The sequence below is a fragment of the Streptomyces sp. NPDC041814 genome (assembly GCF_055590565.1).
Window position 1 is genome coordinate 347563 of the sequence record NZ_JBVJAM010000004.1, and the last position, 16014, is coordinate 363576.

The window sequence follows — 16014 nt, forward strand, 5'->3', positions numbered from 1 at the left end:
ATGTCGCTCCTCGAACTCCCCTCCCCCATATGGCCGGTGGTGGTTCTGCTCGTCATCCAGGCCGGTGACGCGGCGATGATGCCGCGCCCGCCGAAGTTCATCGTGGACTGCCTGGAGGGTGTACGGCTGCCGCGCGAGTGGTGGTGGGTGCTGACCACCGCGAAGACCGCCTCGGTCGCGGGCCTCGTCGTCGGCTTCTGGGTGCCCGGTGTGGCCATGACGACGACCGCGGCGATCGTGGTCTACTTCCTCGCGGCCGCTGCCGCACACATCCGCGCACGGGCGCTGAACATGACGTTCTGGGTGAACTGCCTGGGCATGCTGGTCGTTTCACTGGCCGTGCTGGTCGGGTGCTTCGTACGGGTGTGATCCCGTCCGCCGCCGCGGCGCGCGTGCACCGCGGCGACGGACGGGTCGGTCAGGTGGTGTAGTCGGCGTTGACGCGGATGTAGTCGGCCGACAGGTCGCAGCCGTACACGGTCGCTTCGCCGCCTCCGATGCCGAGCGTGACAGCGATGTCCACCTCCTCCCCCCGCATGAGCTCCACGAGTTTGTCCAGGGTGTCTGCCTCGGGCTCCTCGGGATACACCTCGGTGTCGCCGAACTTCACGGTGACGCGGTCGGGGACGATGTCGGTGTCCTCGGTGTTCTTGCCAATGGCCATGAGCACGCGCCCCCAGTTGGGGTCGGCGCCGTGGACGGCGGTCTTGACCAGGGGGGAGTTCACCACGCTCTTGGCGATGCGCTTCGCCTGTGCGTGGTCGCGGGCGCCACCCACGGTGACGCGCAGGAGCTTGGTGGCGCCTTCGCCGTCGCTCGCCAGTTGCAGCGTGAGATCCAGGCAGAGGCCGGCCAGTGCCTCGGCGAACAGTTCGGGGTCGACCGGCCCGGCGGCCCCGTTGGCGATGACGGCCACGGTGTCGGAGGTGGAGGTGTCGGTGTCGACGCTCAGACAGTTGAACGTACGGTCCACGGCTCCGCGCAGTGCGGCGTCCAGTTCGGCCGGTGACAGCGCGGCGTCGGTGAACACGTAGGCCAGCATCGTGGCCATGTTGGGCTCCAGCATGCCGACGCCCTTGGCCACGGCCACGATGCGCGCCTGTCCGACGGTGCGGGTGGCCGTCTTGGGACGGGTGTCGGTGGTCATCATGGCCCGGGCCACGTCCTGGGGGGAGGCCGTGAAGGCGGCGAGGCCCTGCTCCGCGGTCCTGTCGAAGTGCGGGAGGATGGTGGACATCGGCAGGGGGCGGCCGATGACACCCGTGGAGCCGATGAGCACTTCGCCCTCGGGGACACCGAGGATTCCGGCCACGCGCCGGACGACCTCGGCGGCGTTCTCCTCCCCCCGGCGGCCGGTCGCGACGTTGGCGTTCTGCGCCAGGGTGGTCACGGCTCGGAGGTTGCGCCCCGCGGCGTGCCTGCGGCTGAGCAGCACGGCCGGACCGGCGAACAGGCTCTGCGTGAATACGGCGGCACTGGTCGCCGGCCGGTCCGAGGCGACGATCGAGATGTCGTCCCCGTCCTCGCGGATACCGCCGTGGCCGGTGTAGCCGCGAAACCCGGTGGGCCAGGTCGGATGGTCGTTCGCCCAGAATGCATGATCATGCGTCATGGGGCATAGCCTTGCAGTAAGAAGAGTCGCGCGTCCACCCCGTTTCACGACCGGGCAACCCTCGCGCCACCTCGCGAGCCCTCCCCCGCGAGCCGGCCGGCTCGCACGAGGCACCGACAGACGGCCCGCCCGCGTTCAACACATGAACGCAGCCCGTCCATTGACATGCTCATTGCTCTATCGCTTTTATTGCGCCGGGTCGCGACCCGCCCGGCTTCGGGCGAGCGAGCGGGAGCGGCGACCTCCGCACCCCTGTCCCCATGTCACAGGCGGGGCGGTGCACGGCGCGAAATGGGAGCGCTCCCACTCCAGGCTCGCGCCGCACACCGCTCCTCCGAGAGAGGAACCAGCACCGTGCTTCACCCTCTCCGCACCTTCCGAAGAGCCGCCAGAACCGTCGCCGTCGCCGCGGCGGCGCTCCTCCTGCCCCTCGCCGGCGCCCACACCGCTTCGGCCGACGCGACCGGCGCGGCCGCCGCGGGCTCCGGCTACTGGCACACCAGCGGGCGGCAGATCCTGGACGCCGGAAACCAGCCGGTCCGCATCGCCGGCATCAACTGGTTCGGCTTCGAGACCGCCAACTACGTGCCCCACGGACTCTGGTCCCGCGACTACAAGAGCATGATCGACCAGATGAAGTCGCTGGGTTACAACACCATCCGGCTCCCCTACAGCGACGACATCTTCGCCGGCACCGAACCGGCGAGCATCAACTTCTCCGCCGGGATGAACACCGACCTGGCGGGCCTGGACTCGCTCCAGGTGATGGACCGCATCGTGGACCACGCGGGCAGCATCGGCATGAAGGTCATCCTGGACCGGCACCGCCCGGACTCGGCGGGCCAGTCGGCGCTCTGGTACACGTCGGCCGTCCCCGAGTCCACCTGGCTCGCCAACCTCAAGTCGCTGGCGGCCCGGTACGCGGGCAACGACGCGGTGGTCGGCATCGACCTGCACAACGAGCCCCACGACCCCGCCTGCTGGGGCTGCGGTGACACCACGAAGGACTGGCGGCTCGCGGCGGAGCGCGGCGGCGACGCCGTACTGTCCGCCAACCCGGACCTGTTGATCTTCGTGGAGGGCGTGCAGACCTTCGACGGGGTGTCCGGCTGGTGGGGCGGCAACCTCATGGGCGTCGGGCAGTACCCGGTGGAGCTGAGCGTGCCGCACAAGGTGGTGTACTCGGCGCACGACTACGCCACCAGCGTCGCCCAGCAGCCCTGGTTCACCGACTCCTCGTTCCCGGACAACATGCCCGGCGTCTGGGACAAGTACTGGGGCTACATCTTCAAGCAGAACATCGCCCCGGTGTGGGTCGGCGAGTTCGGTACGACGCTCCAGTCCACCATCGACCAGAAGTGGCTGAAGGCCCTGGCCGACTACCTGAGGCCCACCAGCCAGTACGGGGCCGACAGCTTCTCCTGGACCTTCTGGTCCTGGAACCCGAACTCCGGCGACACCGGCGGCATCCTCAAGGACGACTGGACCTCGGTCGACACCGTGAAGGACGGCTACCTCGCGAGCATCAAGGCGCCCGACTTCGGCAACGGCGGCGGCAGCGGCGGCGATGACGACACCCAGGCGCCCACCGCCCCGACGGGCCTCGCCGTCACCGGGACCACCGGCACCTCCGTCTCCCTGTCGTGGAAGGCCGCGTCCGACGACACCGGGGTCACCGGCTACGACGTCTACCGGGGCTCCACCAAGGCCGGCACCGCCACCGGCACCACGTTCACCGACACCGGTGTGACGTCCGGCACCTCGTACACCTACACCGTCCGGGCCCGCGACGCGGCGGGCAACACCTCCGCACCCTCCGCGTCCGTCACCGCCACCACCACGGGCTCCGGCGGCGGCACCGGCTGCAAGGCCGTCTACACGGTGAACGGGGACTGGGGCGGCGGCTTCGGGGTGGACATCACCGTCACCAACACGGGTACCGCACCGGCCACCTCCTGGAAGCTGACCTGGACCTACGGTGGCGACCAGAAGATCACCAACATGTGGAACGCCTCCTACACCCAGACCGGCGCCGCCGTCACCGTCACCAGCACCGGCTACAACGGCGCGCTCGCGGCCGGGGCGCACACCTCCTTCGGCTTCCAGGGCACACCGGCCGCCGGCGCCGTCCCGACCGTGAGCTGCACGCTGTCCTGACCGCCCCGTCCGCACCACCCGTTCCGGAAGGAAGCACCGTAGCCCGCCCGTCGTGGCGGGCTACACCGCATTCGGGACACCGATTTCGAACGCGGACGCGACCACCGAAATACCCGTCGAAACCACTCGGCTAGCATGATCCCACCCCGGCGACCACCCTCATCGCCCGCACACCATGCCATGTGGCATGAAAAGCGACCTATTTGACCAAAACCCAGGACATCGGCCAGAGAATTGATATCTATAGCATCGCGGGTGTTTTCGCGAATAAACCGCCGAATACCCTTCGCTGCCTGGCGCCAGCCACGAGCGATCCTATGGACTGCGGCGGCGGTGGTGACCCTCGCGTTCCTCGTCGCACTGGAGATCGCCGCACGCCACTACGACCTGCCGGGGCCGGTCACCACGCAGGTCCAAGAGGTCGTGATCGCCCCCAAATCGGGCTTCCTGCTGTACGCCAGCATGGGACTGATGATGGTGGTCCTCACCTGGCGTCAGCGCTTCATCGCGCTCGGTGCGGCCGCGGGGATCGACGTCGTCATCGCCTTGATCAGACTGGTGGCCGATGCCCCCGTCAAGGAGGGGCACCCCTTCGGAAACGGCGCGTTGTGGGTGATCATCGGCGTCACGGTCATCGCCCTCACCCGCCGCACGGGCCAGGAGCGCATGCTGCTCCTCAAGGGGGTCGGGCTGGGTCTGCTGCTGGTGGCCGGGCGCAAGACCGGTGACACCTGGCTGGTCATCACCTCGAAGACCCGCCCCGAGGTGCTCGACCAGTACATGGCCAACGCCGACCACGCGCTCGGCAACCCGTCCTGGGTGGTGGGACGGCTCATCGAGGCGACCGGCTCGGTCGGCACCCACTTCCTCAACGCCGTCTACGCGCAGCTGGCGGTCGCCGCGGTCTGCGTCGCGGTGTATCAGCTGCGCAACGTGGCCACGGACCGCCGCTTCCCCGCCCACCACCTGGTGCGCACCTTCCTGGTGATCGGCCTGCTCGGCCCGGCCATCTACATGATCTTCCCGGTGGTCGGCCCGATCTTCGCGTTCGGCGCCGACGGCGGCCACTGGGCCGTGGCCGACATGTGGCCCGACACCGCCGTGCCGGTCGGCATCCCGCACCACATGCCGTTCGACGAGATCACCCCGCGCAACTGCATGCCCAGCCTGCACACCGCGTGGGCCACCGCGATCTTCATCCACTCCCGCAAGGGACCGAAGTTCCTCCGGTATGCCGGGACCTTCTGGCTCATCGCCACGCTCGCCGCGACCCTGGGCTTCGGCTACCACTACGGCGCGGACCTCGTCGCCGGTGTGGTGTTCACGCTGACGATCGAGACGGGCATGCGCGCCCTGGACCGCGGCTGGGACCGCCCGGCCGTCGGTCTGGTCGCCTACGGCACCGTGGTCTTCGCCGCGCTCCTGGTGTCGTACCGCTATCTGTCGCTGCAGATGGCCCACCACCCGTGGGCGTTCGGACCGCTGGTCATCCTGGCCATGTGTTCGGTGATCTACGCGTACGTACGGATCGACCGGCGCTGGGAGCCGAGGGCGGCGGCCGTTCCGAAGCTGGAGCCGCAGCCCGAGATGGCCTGAGCGGCCGTCCACGTCCCTGGGTGACGTGTGACGCCCCGCAAACCACCCCGCCGGTTCGCGAACCGGCGGGGTGGTGCCGTCAGAGCCCCGAGACCCCGGCAAGGAGGGACCTGCCGTGAACGAGTTCGACCGGTTCACCGACGCACTGGACTATCCGATGTATGTCGTGACCGCCGAGGCGGACGGTGAGCGGGCCGGCTGTCTGGTCGGCTTCGGGTCGCAGTGCTCGATGCGGCCGCCGCGGTTCGTGGTGTGGCTCTCGGAACTGAACCGGACCTGCCGGATCGCCGCCCGCACCGACCGGCTGGCCGTCCACCTGCTCCGCCGCGACCAGACCGCTCTGGCCGGGCTCTTCGGTGGTGAGACCGGCGACCGTGCGGACAAGTTCGCGCGGGTCGCCTGGCACCCCGGGCCGGGCGGGGTGCCGGTGCTGGACGAGGCGCCCGCCTGGTTCGTCGGCCGCGTCGAGCAGCGCCTCGACGGCGGCGACCACATCGGGCATCTGCTCGTCCCGGAGGAGGCGCACCACCCGGCGGAGCAGGGTTTCCCGTTCCTGTCGGTCACCCGTGCCATCGGGATTCCGCCGGGCCACCCCGTGGACTGAGGGCCCGGCGGTCAGAAGTCGCCCCTCGCGGTCCGCTCGGCCAGCTTCTGGAACTCGCCGAGATCGTAATTGGCCAGCACCGAGTCCAGGTTGGTGAGAGCGCCCAGATACTCCACGAAGCCCTGCGGCTCGTACTCGATCTGGAGGGCCACCCGGCTCGTCTCGTCGTCCAGCCGGTGGAAGGTGACGACCCCCGCGTGGTGCACGCCTTCGATGGTCTTCCAGGCAATCCGGTTCTCCGGAATCACCTCGGTGAGTTCGGCGACGAACTCCTTGTCGGCACCGGGGAGGGAGAGCTGCCAGGCGAACCGGCGCGCGTCCAGCGGGTCGACGCGACGGACGTGGCTCAGGAAGGAGGGCCAGCGCGCGACGTCGCTCCACAGGGCCCAGCTCACGGCGACAGGGGCCTTGATATCGACGGTCTCGACGATCGAGGAAGACATGGGGGACTCCTAGTCGTTGGGTTCCGGACGCCGCTCCACGTACCCCCGCCTCCTTCGGTCACACCCGGTCACCGGCGGTTCCGCGACCGGCGGCCGCTCCATGCCTGCCGAGCGGATTACGGGGCAGACGGCGGTGCACCGGAAGGCGCGAAGCCTTCCTCGCCGCCGAACAGGGGGAGCCCATGTCCGCCACCCAGCCCGAAAGACCCGTCCGGCCGACGGGGCGCCGCGCCCCCACCGGAGCGGGCCGCTCCCCCGCCCTGACGACCGGCCTCCGCACGGCGGGGCTGCGCCTCGCCGCGCTCACCGTCGGCCAGGCGGCGCTGATGGTCGGGCTCGGGCTGCTGGTCACCGGGCCCGCCGGGGCGATCTGGCCGCTGAATGCCGAGGACAAGGTCAATGAGGGCTTCGAGCAGCTGCGGACCGGCCCCCTGACCGACATGTCGTTCGTCGCGTCGGAGGCCGGCAACACCCTCACGATCATCGCGATCACCGTCCTGGTCTGCCTTGGCCTGGTGGTGCTCCCCCGGCTCCCGAGGTGGCGGCAGGCCGCCTTCCTCGCCGTCGGCGTCTCCCTCCAGTCCCTGGTGTTCCTGGTCATCACCATCTGCGTGGACCGCGACCGGCCCGACGTGGACCGGCTCGACGCCTCACCGCCGACGGCGAGCTACACCTCGGGTCACACCGGGGCGGCGACGGCCCTCTACGCGGGTCTGGCCGTGCTGGCCCTCCTTCCCGGCGGGCGCGGCCGGTCCCGCAAGGTGCTCGCCGGGCTGCTGCTGCTCATCCCGCTGCTCGTGGGGCTCGCCAGGCTCTACCGGGGGATGCACCACCCCACCGATGTGCTCGGCGGCATGCTGAACGGCGCCCTGTCCCTGCTGGTGGCGGGCCGGGCCCTGCTGGCCGAGGGCACCAGCCCGGCGCCGGTCCCGAAGAACGCCATGGAGATCGCCCAGGAGGCTGCGGCCGAGCGTGCGGAGCGGATCGCGGGCCGCACGGTGGTCGTGGTCAACCCGACGGTCACCGACGAGGTGCGGCGCGAGACGTTGCGGCTCGTCCTGGAACAGCACGGGCGGCACGGGGCGGAGTTCGTGGAGACGACCGCCGACGACCCGGGCGGCGGGCAGGCGGCGGCAGCGGTGCGCGCGGGCGCGTCGCTGGTCGTGGTGTGCGGCGGCGACGGGACCATCCGGGCAGCGGCCGACCGGCTGGCCGGGACGGGGGTCCCGCTGGCCGTGGTCCCGTGCGGCACGGGCAACCTGCTCGCCCGCAACCTGGGTCTGCCGGTGGCGCCCGCCGATGCGCTGGCCGCCGCGCTGTCGGGCACCGAGCGCCGGATCGACCTGGGCCGGATCGAGGGCGACGGCCTGCCCGCCACCCACTTCACCGCGATGTCCGGGGCGGGCCTGGACGCCGCCATGCTGGAGAACACCGGCAGTGCGGCGAAGGCCGCGATCGGCTGGCCCGCGTACGTGGTCGCCGGGCTGCGGAGTCTGCGGGCGCCGCGCATGGCGGTGTCCATCCGGCTGGACGACGGGCCGGTGCTGCGTCGTACGGCGCGGATGGTGCTGCTCGCCAACATCGGGGACGTACAGGGCGGGGCGACGCTCGTCCCGGCCGCCGAACCCGACGACGGGCTGCTGGATCTGGCGGTGTTCGACCCGCACGGCCCGGGCGGCTGGCTGCGCGCCGTCGCTGCGGTGCTGCGGGGGCGTCCCGAACCGGGCGGTTCCGCGGGCACGCCCGTGGAGTACTTCTCCTTCCGCCGCGCCGAACTCCGTTTCGCCTCACCGCAGTCGCGGGAGCTGGACGGCGACCCGGTCGACCGGGGCCGCCGGCTCGTGGCCGAGGTGCGTCCGGGGGCGCTCACCGTCCTCCTGCCGTCGGGGGGTGAGTGATGGGAACGGCGACCCGGGTCCCGCAGACCCGCGACATGGCGGGCGACGAGCTGACCGCGGACGAGGCCCTGGCCTCGCTGCGCCGCTACGGGCGCTGGCCGCTGGTGCGTGACTCGTTCGTACGTTTCCGTTACGCGGACGGGTTCAGCCACTCGCGGGCGCTGGCGCTGCAGACGGTGCTCGCGGTCATTCCGCTGGTGATCGCCTTCGTCGGGCTCTCGGCCTCACTGCACACCGAGGACGTGGGCCGGCTCGCGGAGCTGACGATCCACCGGATCGCGGCGGGGCCGAGCGCCGATGTGGTGGACGACGCGCTCGACCGCAGCCGCCGGCGGGCCGGGGAGGGCTCCCAGCTCACGCTCTGGTTCGGCCTGTTGTTCTCGCTGGTCAACGTGACGACGGCGATGTGCCAGATAGAGCGCGGGGCCAATCGCATCTACGGTGTCGAGCGCGACCGCCCGTTCCACCAGAAGTACTTCCGGGGACTGGTGATGTCGCTGACGGCCGGCATCCCGCTGGGGCTCGGGTTCATCCTGATGGTCGTCGGCGGCGACCTCGTCACGGCCGCCGCGACGGTGTATCACCTCAGCGACACCGCACGGACCGCCTGGGACCTGTTGCGCTGGCCGTGCGGGCTGCTCCTCGCGCTGCTGTCGGCGAGCGCGATCTTCCGCCGCTCCCCGCGCCGCAACCAGCCCGGCTACACGTGGCTGGCGTTCGGCGCGGCCCTGTACCTGGTGCTGTGGACGGCGCTCACGTATCTGCTGAGCCAGTACCTCTCCCTCAGCGGCTCCTTCGACACCGTCTACGGTCCGCTGAGCGCCTTCATGTCGCTGCTGCTGTGGGCCTATCTGACCTCCATAGCCCTCTTCCTCGGGCTGTCCTTCGCGGCGCAGCTGGAAGCTGCCCGCGCCCGCCGGCCCGGTCCGATACAAGCCGATCCGGGAGCATGAATGGTTGTACGAGCCACCACCCGCCTGCTGCGGGAGCACCGGCGCCGGGCGGCGGACCGCGCGTTCGGGGTGCGCCTGCTCGGGGCGGCCGCCGTCGCGGCGGTGTCCGCGGTGCCGTTCGCACTGGTGCTGGTCCTCGTGGTGGGCCGCTGGCGGCCGTTGCGGGCGCTGGACGCGGGTGCGGCGGGCCGGCTGCACCGCACGGCGCTCGACCACCCGGCCTGGACGAGTGCGCTGCGTTTCCTGTCGGACTGGGTCTGGGACCCGCTGACGCTGCGCTGCGTGGTCGCCCTGCTGACCGGCTGGCTGCTGTACCGGCGGGCCTGGCGGCTGGCGGCCTGGTCCGCCGTCACGGCGGTGGCCGGAGGGCTGACGGGCCTCCTGGTGAAGGTGGTCGTCGAGCGTGCCAGGCCGTCGCTGGAGGATCCGGTGGCACGGGCGCCCGGCTTCTCGTTCCCGTCGGGGCACGCGATGACCGCCACGACGACGTTCGCGGTGCTGCTGCTCGTGCTGCTGCCGCTGGTGCCCCGGCGCGGCCGGGGGGTGTGCTGGGCGGTGGCGGTGCTTTCGGTACTCGGTGTCGGCTTCACCAGGGTCGCGCTGGGCGTCCACTGGTTCAGTGATGTGGTCGGCGGCTGGCTGCTGGGGCTCGCCGTGGTGGCGTGGACCGCCTGGGCCTTCGAAGCGTGGCGGGCCGAATCCGGCAGGGGGCGCAGCGAGATGACGGAGGGCCTGGAGCCCGAGCTGACGGGCCCGGCCCCGGAACGCTGAGGGCGGGTCTCAGCCCTCCGGGGCGGCCCGCTTGAAGTAGGCGGTGACCAGAGCGGATTCCACGCGTTCGACGCCGCCGAGGGTGCCGACGCGCTCGGTGAGGTATGTGTCGAGGGACGTGGCGTTCCGGCAGACGGTGACGGTGACCAGGTTGTGGGAGTCCGTCATGGTGCCGACGAAGGCTGCTTCGGCGGCCAGGGCGGGCAGCAGCCGGCGGTCGAGGTCGTTGAGCTCCACCGGCCCGGGGTCCGCGGCCGGCTCGGTGGCGAGCGCCGCGATCTGATCACCGGTCAGTGCCAGGTTGCGGCCGGCCCACCGCCGTTCCATGGCCGGGCGCAGCACCCGGTGTGCCTCGACGTGACTGACGTGCGGCAGGCGGCCCAGCGCGGCCGGCGGCGCCGGCCCTTCCCCGGCGACGCGGAAGACCGATCTCGGTGCCGCTCGACAGCACGGCCACCCAGGCGGTGTCGGGGCGGTGGGCGAGCGCGCGGGCCAGGGCAGTGCTCCGGACGGGCGGTACGCGCAGCCGGACGAGCCATTCGGCGTGGCCGAGGCGGGGGCTGTCGGTCACTCCGGACGCCGCTGTGGTTCCGGATCCCCGAACAGGCGGTCTATATCGCGGCCGCGCTGCTCGCTGCGGAGGGCCGTGGTGTCCGCCTCCCGGACCGCCGGGCGTGCGCCGGGGTTTCAGCAGAGTGAAACTTCTCACCCGGTTGGCGGTGTCGCCCCAGCTCGGCGGATTCTTCACTGGACTGGACCACAGAGACCGATCCAAAACCCTTTACGACACAGTGGTGTTCATGCGTCACTCGTGGCGTGCCCTCGTCAAGAGAGTCGCTCCCCCGCGCTCCGTGACAGGCCATCCCCCGCACCCGCCGCTACGCTCGGAACCGCTCCACATGCTACGCGAGTAGACCCCACCTTCGCGCCGCTCACCCCAGGAGGCTCCCGTGTTATCGATTCGCAGCCGCAGACCCGCACTCCGCAAGCTGATGGCCCTCGGAGCCGTCGGCCTCGGCATGGTGGTGGTGCCCACCGTCACCGCCGCGCCGGCATCGGCGTCTCCGCAGCCGCCCGCGTCGTCCAGTGGGGCCATCCCGCTCGGTGACGGGTACATGGGAGCCGGCTACCTCGCCGACGGCGACACGTTCGCCCCGGACAACCGGCACGTGGACCTCACTCCGGAGAGCAGCTCCTCCATCACGGCGACGACGCTTCCCGGCATCGACGTCTCGCACTACCAGGGCTCGATCAACTGGTCGTCGGTGAAGTCGGCGGGCATCAAGTTCGCCTACATCAAGGCCACCGAGTCCACCTCGTACAAGGACCCCAATTTCAACGCCAACTACCTCAACGCCTATAACGCGAAGGTGATCCGGGGCGCGTACCACTTCGCGCGTCCCAACCTGTCCAGCGGAGCGGCCCAGGCCACTTACTTCGCGGGCCACGGCGGCGCGTGGTCGCGGGACAACCTGACCCTTCCGGGGATGCTCGACCTGGAGGGCGGCTGCTACGGCAAGTCGGCCTCCGCGATGCAGTCGTGGATCCTCGACTTCTACAACACGTACAAGGCCAAGACGGGCCGCGACGTCGTCATCTACACCAGCGCGAGCTGGTGGAACTCGTGCACGGGCGGCTGGAGCGGCATGTCGGCGCGCAGCCCGCTGTTCACCGCGCACTGGACGACCGCGTCGAGCCCGACCATCCCGAAGGGCTTCCCGTACTGGACGTTCTGGCAGTACACCGACTCCGGTTCGGTGGGCGGCATTTCGGGAGCCGTGGACCGCGACCGGTTCAACGGTGACGCCACCCGGCTGCTGGCTCTGGCCAACAACACCTGAGACACCGGCCGGACAATGGGCGGCCATACGGTGCGGGCTCCGGCTCGCACCGTATGGCCGCCCTCCCGTCTCAGCGGGTCCCGGCGAGCCATTCGTCGTACGAGGTCGTGGCGATGCGCGCCCCGGGACCCGCGATCAGCGGGTCGCCCTCCACGGCCGCGAACATGCCCGCCCGGTCGTCCGTGACGACGGTGCGGTGGTCGCCCCGAGCGGCCAGGGTGAGGCGCCCGAGCTTGTCGAGGGGGTAGACGTCGGGCCCGGCCACGTCGACCGTCCCGTTGAGCGGCGCGCCGGTGGCGGTGTCCGCGAGGGCGGCGACCACGTCGGCCGCGGCGATGGGCTGGAGGCGGGTGGCGGGGAGCCGGACGGTGTCCTCGTCGGAGGTCCACGACATGACGGCGTCCATGAACTCGAAGAACTGCGTGGCGCGCACGATGGAGTACGCGGTGGGCCCGTTGCGCAGCAGCTCCTCCTGGAGCGTCTTGGCCCGGTAGTAGTCCAGTTGGGGCACCCGGTCGACCCCGACGATGGACAGCACGACCTGGTGGCGTACACCGGCCTGCTCACCGGCCGTCAGCAGGTTCCCCATGGTCGTACGGAAGAAGTCGGGGGACGCGGCGTCGAAGGTGGGCGAGTTGGTGACGTTGACGACCGTCTCCGCGCCGCTGAGCGCCTCGTCGAGGCCCTGGCCGGTGAGCAGGTCGACACCGGTCGACAGGGAGGCGGGTTGCGCCGTGTGCCCGGCCTCGCGCAGCTTCGACACGAGCCGGGAGCCGATCAGTCCGGTACCGCCGATGACCGTGATCTTCATGGACGAGCCTTCCGTGAGCCGGGGGTGGCCGGCCGCCACCGTAAGCCCGGGGCTCCCGGCCGTACGTGCCGTAACCGGCCGTCGGGCGGCTCATGACCCATACGGCTCAGCGCAGGATGCCGGCCTGCCGGGCCGCCCGCAGCCAGGACGGGAACTCCGACAGGAGCCGGTCGTACAGCTCCTGGTCGGAAAGCCGCTCGATGTCGTCCACGGCGAAGAAGCCGACGTTGTCCACCCGGCGCCCGGGCATCGTGTCGAACCTCTCCAGCACTCCGTACTGCCGCCGGCCGAGGCCGATGAACTGCCAGAAGACGGGTTCCTCGACCGCCTCGCGCAGCTCGCGCTCGATCTCGTCGTTGCGGTACACCCCGCCGTCGGAGAAGAACAGCACGAGTGTCGGCGCGGGCACCGGCTCGGCGCGCACGAAGTCCCGGACCTCGGCGATGACCTTCTGCTCCTCGTTCTGGATGCCGACCGCGCGCATGTCGGCCTGCCCGGGGACCAGTCCCTTCTGGGGCTTCTTCCGCCCGAACATGCTGATCTGGCCGACCCGCACGTGCAGCCGCAGCCACTCGGGCAGTTCACCGATGGCCAGGTCGGGGAGCCTGGCCGGATTCGAGGCGAAGGTCCACGCCTGCATCTCCCCGTCGTCGTCCAGCTGGGCGGCAACGGCCGCCATGCGTTCGGTGACGCCCGCGACGGTGCCGCGTGAGTACAGGGCGCTCATCGAGCCGGAGGCGTCGAGAACGAGGATCACACGGGCGGTCAGCCGGTCCAGGCCGTGCTTGCGCAGGCTGACGGCCACCTGCTGCTTGCGCAGCGAAAGGCGCTTGCGCATGTCGACCGGCAGGTGCTCCTCGCCCTTGCTGAGGCGTGGCGCGGCGGGGGCGGCGGGCGTCGGTGCCGTACGGGGTTCGTCCACACTGATCCCGAAGTCCGTCGCCAGCCCGGCGAGCCCACTCGCGTAACCCTGGCCCACGGCGCGGAACTTCCATCCGCCGGCCCGCCGGTAGAGCTCCCCGCACACGAAGGCGGTCTCCGGTCCTGCCGCCATGTCGAAGCGGGCCAGCTCCGCGCCGGACGCGGCGTCCAGCAGCCGGAGGCGGAGGCCGGGCACCTGGCCGAACGTGCCGCCGTCCGCCGACGCGCACAGGGCGACCCGGTCCACGTCGGGTCCCAGCGCGGCGAGGTCGGCCTCCAGGGTGTCGGAGCCGGGCTGCTTGCCGAGGTGGCGTACGGCCCCCGAGGCGTGCCGGGGCTGGTTGTAGAAGACCAGGTCGCCGTCCGAGCGGACCCGCCCGTCCGCGCCCAGCACCAGCGCGGAGGCGTCGACGTCGGGCACGGCCGGCCCGGCCGTCCAGCTCAGCACGGCCCGGACGGCGGACGGCGCCACCGGCATGTTGGCGCCCTTGCTCAGTGTCGTCACGGCACCCAGTCTGCCTGCCGGTGTTCCGCCCGGTCGACCGGGTCCGGGGTATTCAGCCGGTGAGGGCCGCGTTGATCTGCCGGGTCGTCTGTGCGGCGACGCGCGGGTCGGTGGCGGCGTGGAAGGTGTAGGCGTTCAGTCCCGTGGCCAGAGCCCAGCCGCGCCCCCGCGTCCAGGTCGCGTCGTCCGGGCCGAGCGCCGCGCGGAAGGCGGCCCGGCTGTCCGCCGACAGCAGGGTGTAGGCGATCATCATGTCGCGGGCCGGGTCGCCGAGGCCGAGCCCGCCGAAGTCGATGACGGCGCTGAGGCGGCCGTTGCGGGTGAGCAGGTTGCCGGTGTGGAAGTCGCCGTGCACCCAGACCGGGGGCCGGTCCCAGGCGGAGGCGTCCAGTGCCGCGTCCCACACCTTCGTCATGGCCCCCGCGTCGAACACCCCGTCCAGCGCGTTGATCGCCGCACGCGTGGCCCGGTCCCGGCCGTGCAGGGAGTCCGCGGTGCGGTCGATGTCGGGGGTGAGCGGGTGGCCGCCGGGCTCGAAGCGTCGCAGGGCGGTCAGGAATCCGGCGAGCGCCACGGCGGTCTCCTCCGAGTCCCCCAGGGCCTCGACGGTGGCGGGCTCGCCCGCGAGCCAGCGGGTCACCGCCCAGGGCCACGGGTATCCGGACCCCGGCTCTCCCACCGCGACCGGCTCGGGAACGGCAAGCGGGAGGTGCGGGGCGAGCCGGGGCAGCCAGGTGTACTCCTTCCGGGCCTGCCCGGCCGCACCGGCGTAGCGCGGCAGCCGTACGGAGAGCTCGCGGCCCAGCCGGTGGATGACATGGTCCGCACCGGCCTGGGTGAGCCGTTCCAGCGGCAGTCCGGCCCACTGCGGGAACTGGCTGTCGACCAGCCGTCTGACCAGCGGGGTGTCGATCGCGGGCCGGTCGCTCGTGGCTGCCAACGGCGGTTCCCTGTCCTCGGCCCACTGCGCGCGGCGGGCGGTCCGGACCATCACATGGCGTCGCGCGCCCGCCTGTCGAGCCGTTTTCGGGGCCTGGGCCGAGCCGGTCGGCCATTATCGGCCGGGCTGTGAGAATTGCGCCATGACTCAGCACGCATCCGACCACGGCTACCTCCTGGACAACCAGCAGTCGGAGGCCGGCATCCGCTTCGGCGCGCTCTCCGAGCTCTTCGACCCGGTGACGTTCCGCCATGTCGACCAGCTGGGCATCGGGCCCGGCATGCGGTGCTGGGAGGTCGGTTCGGGCGGGCCGTCCGTGCCGCTCGGCCTGGCCGAGCGGGTGGGTCCGGACGGGGCGGTGGTCGCCACCGACATCGATGTGTCGTGGACCGAGGGGATCGCCGGCGGGGTGATCGAGGTGCTGGAGCACGACGTGGCCGCCGACCCGGCGCCGGAGGGCGGTTTCGACCTGGTGCACGCGCGGCTTGTCCTGGTGCACGTCACCGACCGCGCGGAGGCGCTGCGCCGGATGGTCGGGGCGCTGCGGCCGGGTGGCGTACTGCTGTTGGAGGACGCGGACCCGGGCTTGCAGCCGCTGCTGTGCCCGGACGAGTCGGGGCCGGAGCAGCGGCTCGCCAACCGGCTGCGCTCGGGCTTCCGGTCGCTGATGGCCGGGCGCGGTGCGGACCTGGAGTACGGCAGGACGCTGCCCCGGCTGCTGCGCGAGTCGGGTCTCGACGACGTACGGGCGGACGCGTACTTCCCGGTCACCTCACCGGCGTGCACGGTCCTGGAGGCGGCGACGGTGCGGCAGATCCGTGGCCGTCTGGTGGCGGCGGGGCTGGCCACCGACGAGGAGATCGACCGCCATCTCGCGAACGTCGGGACCGGCCGCCTCGACCTCGCGACCGCGCCGATGATCTCCGCGTGGGGGCGCCGCCCGCAGCGGCCGTGAGCAGGCG

At 71.5% G+C, this 16014-nt stretch carries 15 protein-coding genes; 9 read left to right on the forward strand and 6 right to left on the reverse strand.

Translation table 11 applies throughout. The annotated features are described in order from the left end of the window. The gene (locus ACZ6C6_RS14045; RefSeq protein ID WP_469202414.1) at positions 1-369 is read left to right on the forward strand and encodes a DoxX family protein; all 369 of its coding nucleotides are present in this window, start codon (positions 1-3) and stop codon (positions 367-369) included. Positions 370-418: 49 nt separating this feature from the next. On the opposite strand, the gene argJ is transcribed toward ACZ6C6_RS14045, so the two are convergent. Then, on the reverse strand, positions 419-1612 hold the full coding sequence (gene argJ / locus ACZ6C6_RS14050) for a bifunctional glutamate N-acetyltransferase/amino-acid acetyltransferase ArgJ (RefSeq protein ID WP_469202416.1): 1194 nt from the start codon (positions 1610-1612) through the stop codon (positions 419-421). 354 nt (positions 1613-1966) lie between these two features. Between argJ and ACZ6C6_RS14055 the strand changes: the two genes are divergently transcribed. The 3 genes from ACZ6C6_RS14055 (at position 1967) to ACZ6C6_RS14065 (ending at position 5969) form a co-directional block, all read left to right on the forward strand. Then, positions 1967-3769, forward strand: a complete 1803-nt coding sequence (locus ACZ6C6_RS14055) for a cellulase family glycosylhydrolase (RefSeq protein WP_469202418.1) — start codon at positions 1967-1969, stop codon at positions 3767-3769. A 279-nt stretch (positions 3770-4048) separates the two neighbouring features. Continuing rightward, positions 4049-5365, forward strand: coding sequence for a phosphatase PAP2 family protein (locus tag ACZ6C6_RS14060; protein WP_469202705.1), 1317 nt, complete (start codon positions 4049-4051; stop codon positions 5363-5365). Between the two features lie 115 nt (positions 5366-5480). Continuing rightward, positions 5481-5969, forward strand: coding sequence for a flavin reductase family protein (locus tag ACZ6C6_RS14065; protein WP_469202420.1), 489 nt, complete (start codon positions 5481-5483; stop codon positions 5967-5969). Between the two features lie 11 nt (positions 5970-5980). Here ACZ6C6_RS14065 and ACZ6C6_RS14070 read toward each other — a convergent pair whose 3' ends face one another. Next, a complete protein-coding gene (locus ACZ6C6_RS14070; RefSeq protein ID WP_469202422.1) occupies positions 5981-6412 on the reverse strand; it encodes an SRPBCC family protein in 432 nt (143 codons plus the stop codon). A gap of 182 nt (positions 6413-6594) precedes the next feature. Between ACZ6C6_RS14070 and ACZ6C6_RS14075 the strand changes: the two genes are divergently transcribed. The 3 genes from ACZ6C6_RS14075 to ACZ6C6_RS14085 are packed head-to-tail and all read left to right on the forward strand — an operon-like array spanning position 6595 to position 10034. After that, positions 6595-8310 (forward strand): bifunctional phosphatase PAP2/diacylglycerol kinase family protein, encoded by a 1716-nt coding sequence (locus ACZ6C6_RS14075; RefSeq protein WP_469202424.1) that lies wholly within the window; start codon positions 6595-6597, stop codon positions 8308-8310. Further along, complete coding sequence (locus tag ACZ6C6_RS14080) at positions 8310-9263, forward strand: YihY/virulence factor BrkB family protein (protein ID WP_469202426.1); 954 nt, start codon at positions 8310-8312, stop codon at positions 9261-9263. The genes ACZ6C6_RS14075 and ACZ6C6_RS14080 overlap by 1 nt, the downstream gene beginning before the upstream one ends. Further along, complete coding sequence (locus tag ACZ6C6_RS14085; protein ID WP_469202428.1) at positions 9264-10034, forward strand: phosphatase PAP2 family protein; 771 nt, start codon at positions 9264-9266, stop codon at positions 10032-10034. 9 nt (positions 10035-10043) lie between these two features. Here the strand turns inward: ACZ6C6_RS14085 and ACZ6C6_RS14090 are convergent, their stop codons facing one another. Continuing rightward, the gene (locus ACZ6C6_RS14090; RefSeq protein WP_469202429.1) at positions 10044-10361 is read right to left on the reverse strand and encodes a hypothetical protein; all 318 of its coding nucleotides are present in this window, start codon (positions 10359-10361) and stop codon (positions 10044-10046) included. A gap of 665 nt (positions 10362-11026) precedes the next feature. Here ACZ6C6_RS14090 and ACZ6C6_RS14095 point away from each other — a divergent pair. Continuing rightward, the gene (locus ACZ6C6_RS14095; protein WP_469202707.1) at positions 11027-11875 is read left to right on the forward strand and encodes a GH25 family lysozyme; all 849 of its coding nucleotides are present in this window, start codon (positions 11027-11029) and stop codon (positions 11873-11875) included. A gap of 70 nt (positions 11876-11945) precedes the next feature. Here ACZ6C6_RS14095 and ACZ6C6_RS14100 read toward each other — a convergent pair whose 3' ends face one another. The 3 genes from ACZ6C6_RS14100 to ACZ6C6_RS14110 all read right to left on the reverse strand — a co-directional run bounded on the left by ACZ6C6_RS14100 (position 11946) and on the right by ACZ6C6_RS14110 (position 15103). Further along, on the reverse strand, positions 11946-12686 hold the full coding sequence (locus tag ACZ6C6_RS14100; RefSeq protein ID WP_469202431.1) for an SDR family oxidoreductase: 741 nt from the start codon (positions 12684-12686) through the stop codon (positions 11946-11948). Positions 12687-12792: 106 nt separating this feature from the next. Next, on the reverse strand, positions 12793-14112 hold the full coding sequence (locus tag ACZ6C6_RS14105; RefSeq protein WP_469202433.1) for a VWA domain-containing protein: 1320 nt from the start codon (positions 14110-14112) through the stop codon (positions 12793-12795). A gap of 52 nt (positions 14113-14164) precedes the next feature. Then, positions 14165-15103: an aminoglycoside phosphotransferase family protein gene (locus ACZ6C6_RS14110; protein WP_469202436.1), complete on the reverse strand. Its 939-nt coding sequence runs from the start codon at positions 15101-15103 to the stop codon at positions 14165-14167. A 91-nt stretch (positions 15104-15194) separates the two neighbouring features. Here ACZ6C6_RS14110 and ACZ6C6_RS14115 point away from each other — a divergent pair, with 91 nt between their 5' ends. After that, entirely contained in the window at positions 15195-16007 is an 813-nt protein-coding gene (locus ACZ6C6_RS14115) for a class I SAM-dependent methyltransferase (RefSeq protein WP_469202438.1), read from the forward strand. Positions 16008-16014: the final 7 nt, after the last annotated feature.

What these genes read in the sequence shown, in the direction of transcription:
- ACZ6C6_RS14045 (WP_469202414.1), top strand. Translation starts at nt 1, where the DNA reads ATGTCGCTCCTCGAACTCCCCTCCCCCATATGGCCGGTGGTGGTTCTG.
- ACZ6C6_RS14095 (WP_469202707.1), top strand. Translation starts at nt 11,027, where the DNA reads ATGGCCCTCGGAGCCGTCGGCCTCGGCATGGTGGTGGTGCCCACCGTC.
- ACZ6C6_RS14075 (WP_469202424.1), top strand. Translation starts at nt 6,595, where the DNA reads ATGTCCGCCACCCAGCCCGAAAGACCCGTCCGGCCGACGGGGCGCCGC.
- ACZ6C6_RS14090 (WP_469202429.1), bottom strand. Translation starts at nt 10,361, where the DNA reads ATGGAACGGCGGTGGGCCGGCCGCAACCTGGCACTGACCGGTGATCAG.
- ACZ6C6_RS14110 (WP_469202436.1), bottom strand. Translation starts at nt 15,103, where the DNA reads ATGGTCCGGACCGCCCGCCGCGCGCAGTGGGCCGAGGACAGGGAACCG.
- ACZ6C6_RS14115 (WP_469202438.1), top strand. Translation starts at nt 15,195, where the DNA reads ATGACTCAGCACGCATCCGACCACGGCTACCTCCTGGACAACCAGCAG.
- ACZ6C6_RS14100 (WP_469202431.1), bottom strand. Translation starts at nt 12,686, where the DNA reads ATGAAGATCACGGTCATCGGCGGTACCGGACTGATCGGCTCCCGGCTC.
- ACZ6C6_RS14085 (WP_469202428.1), top strand. Translation starts at nt 9,264, where the DNA reads ATGGTTGTACGAGCCACCACCCGCCTGCTGCGGGAGCACCGGCGCCGG.
- ACZ6C6_RS14080 (WP_469202426.1), top strand. Translation starts at nt 8,310, where the DNA reads ATGGGAACGGCGACCCGGGTCCCGCAGACCCGCGACATGGCGGGCGAC.
- ACZ6C6_RS14070 (WP_469202422.1), bottom strand. Translation starts at nt 6,412, where the DNA reads ATGTCTTCCTCGATCGTCGAGACCGTCGATATCAAGGCCCCTGTCGCC.
- argJ (WP_469202416.1), bottom strand. Translation starts at nt 1,612, where the DNA reads ATGACGCATGATCATGCATTCTGGGCGAACGACCATCCGACCTGGCCC.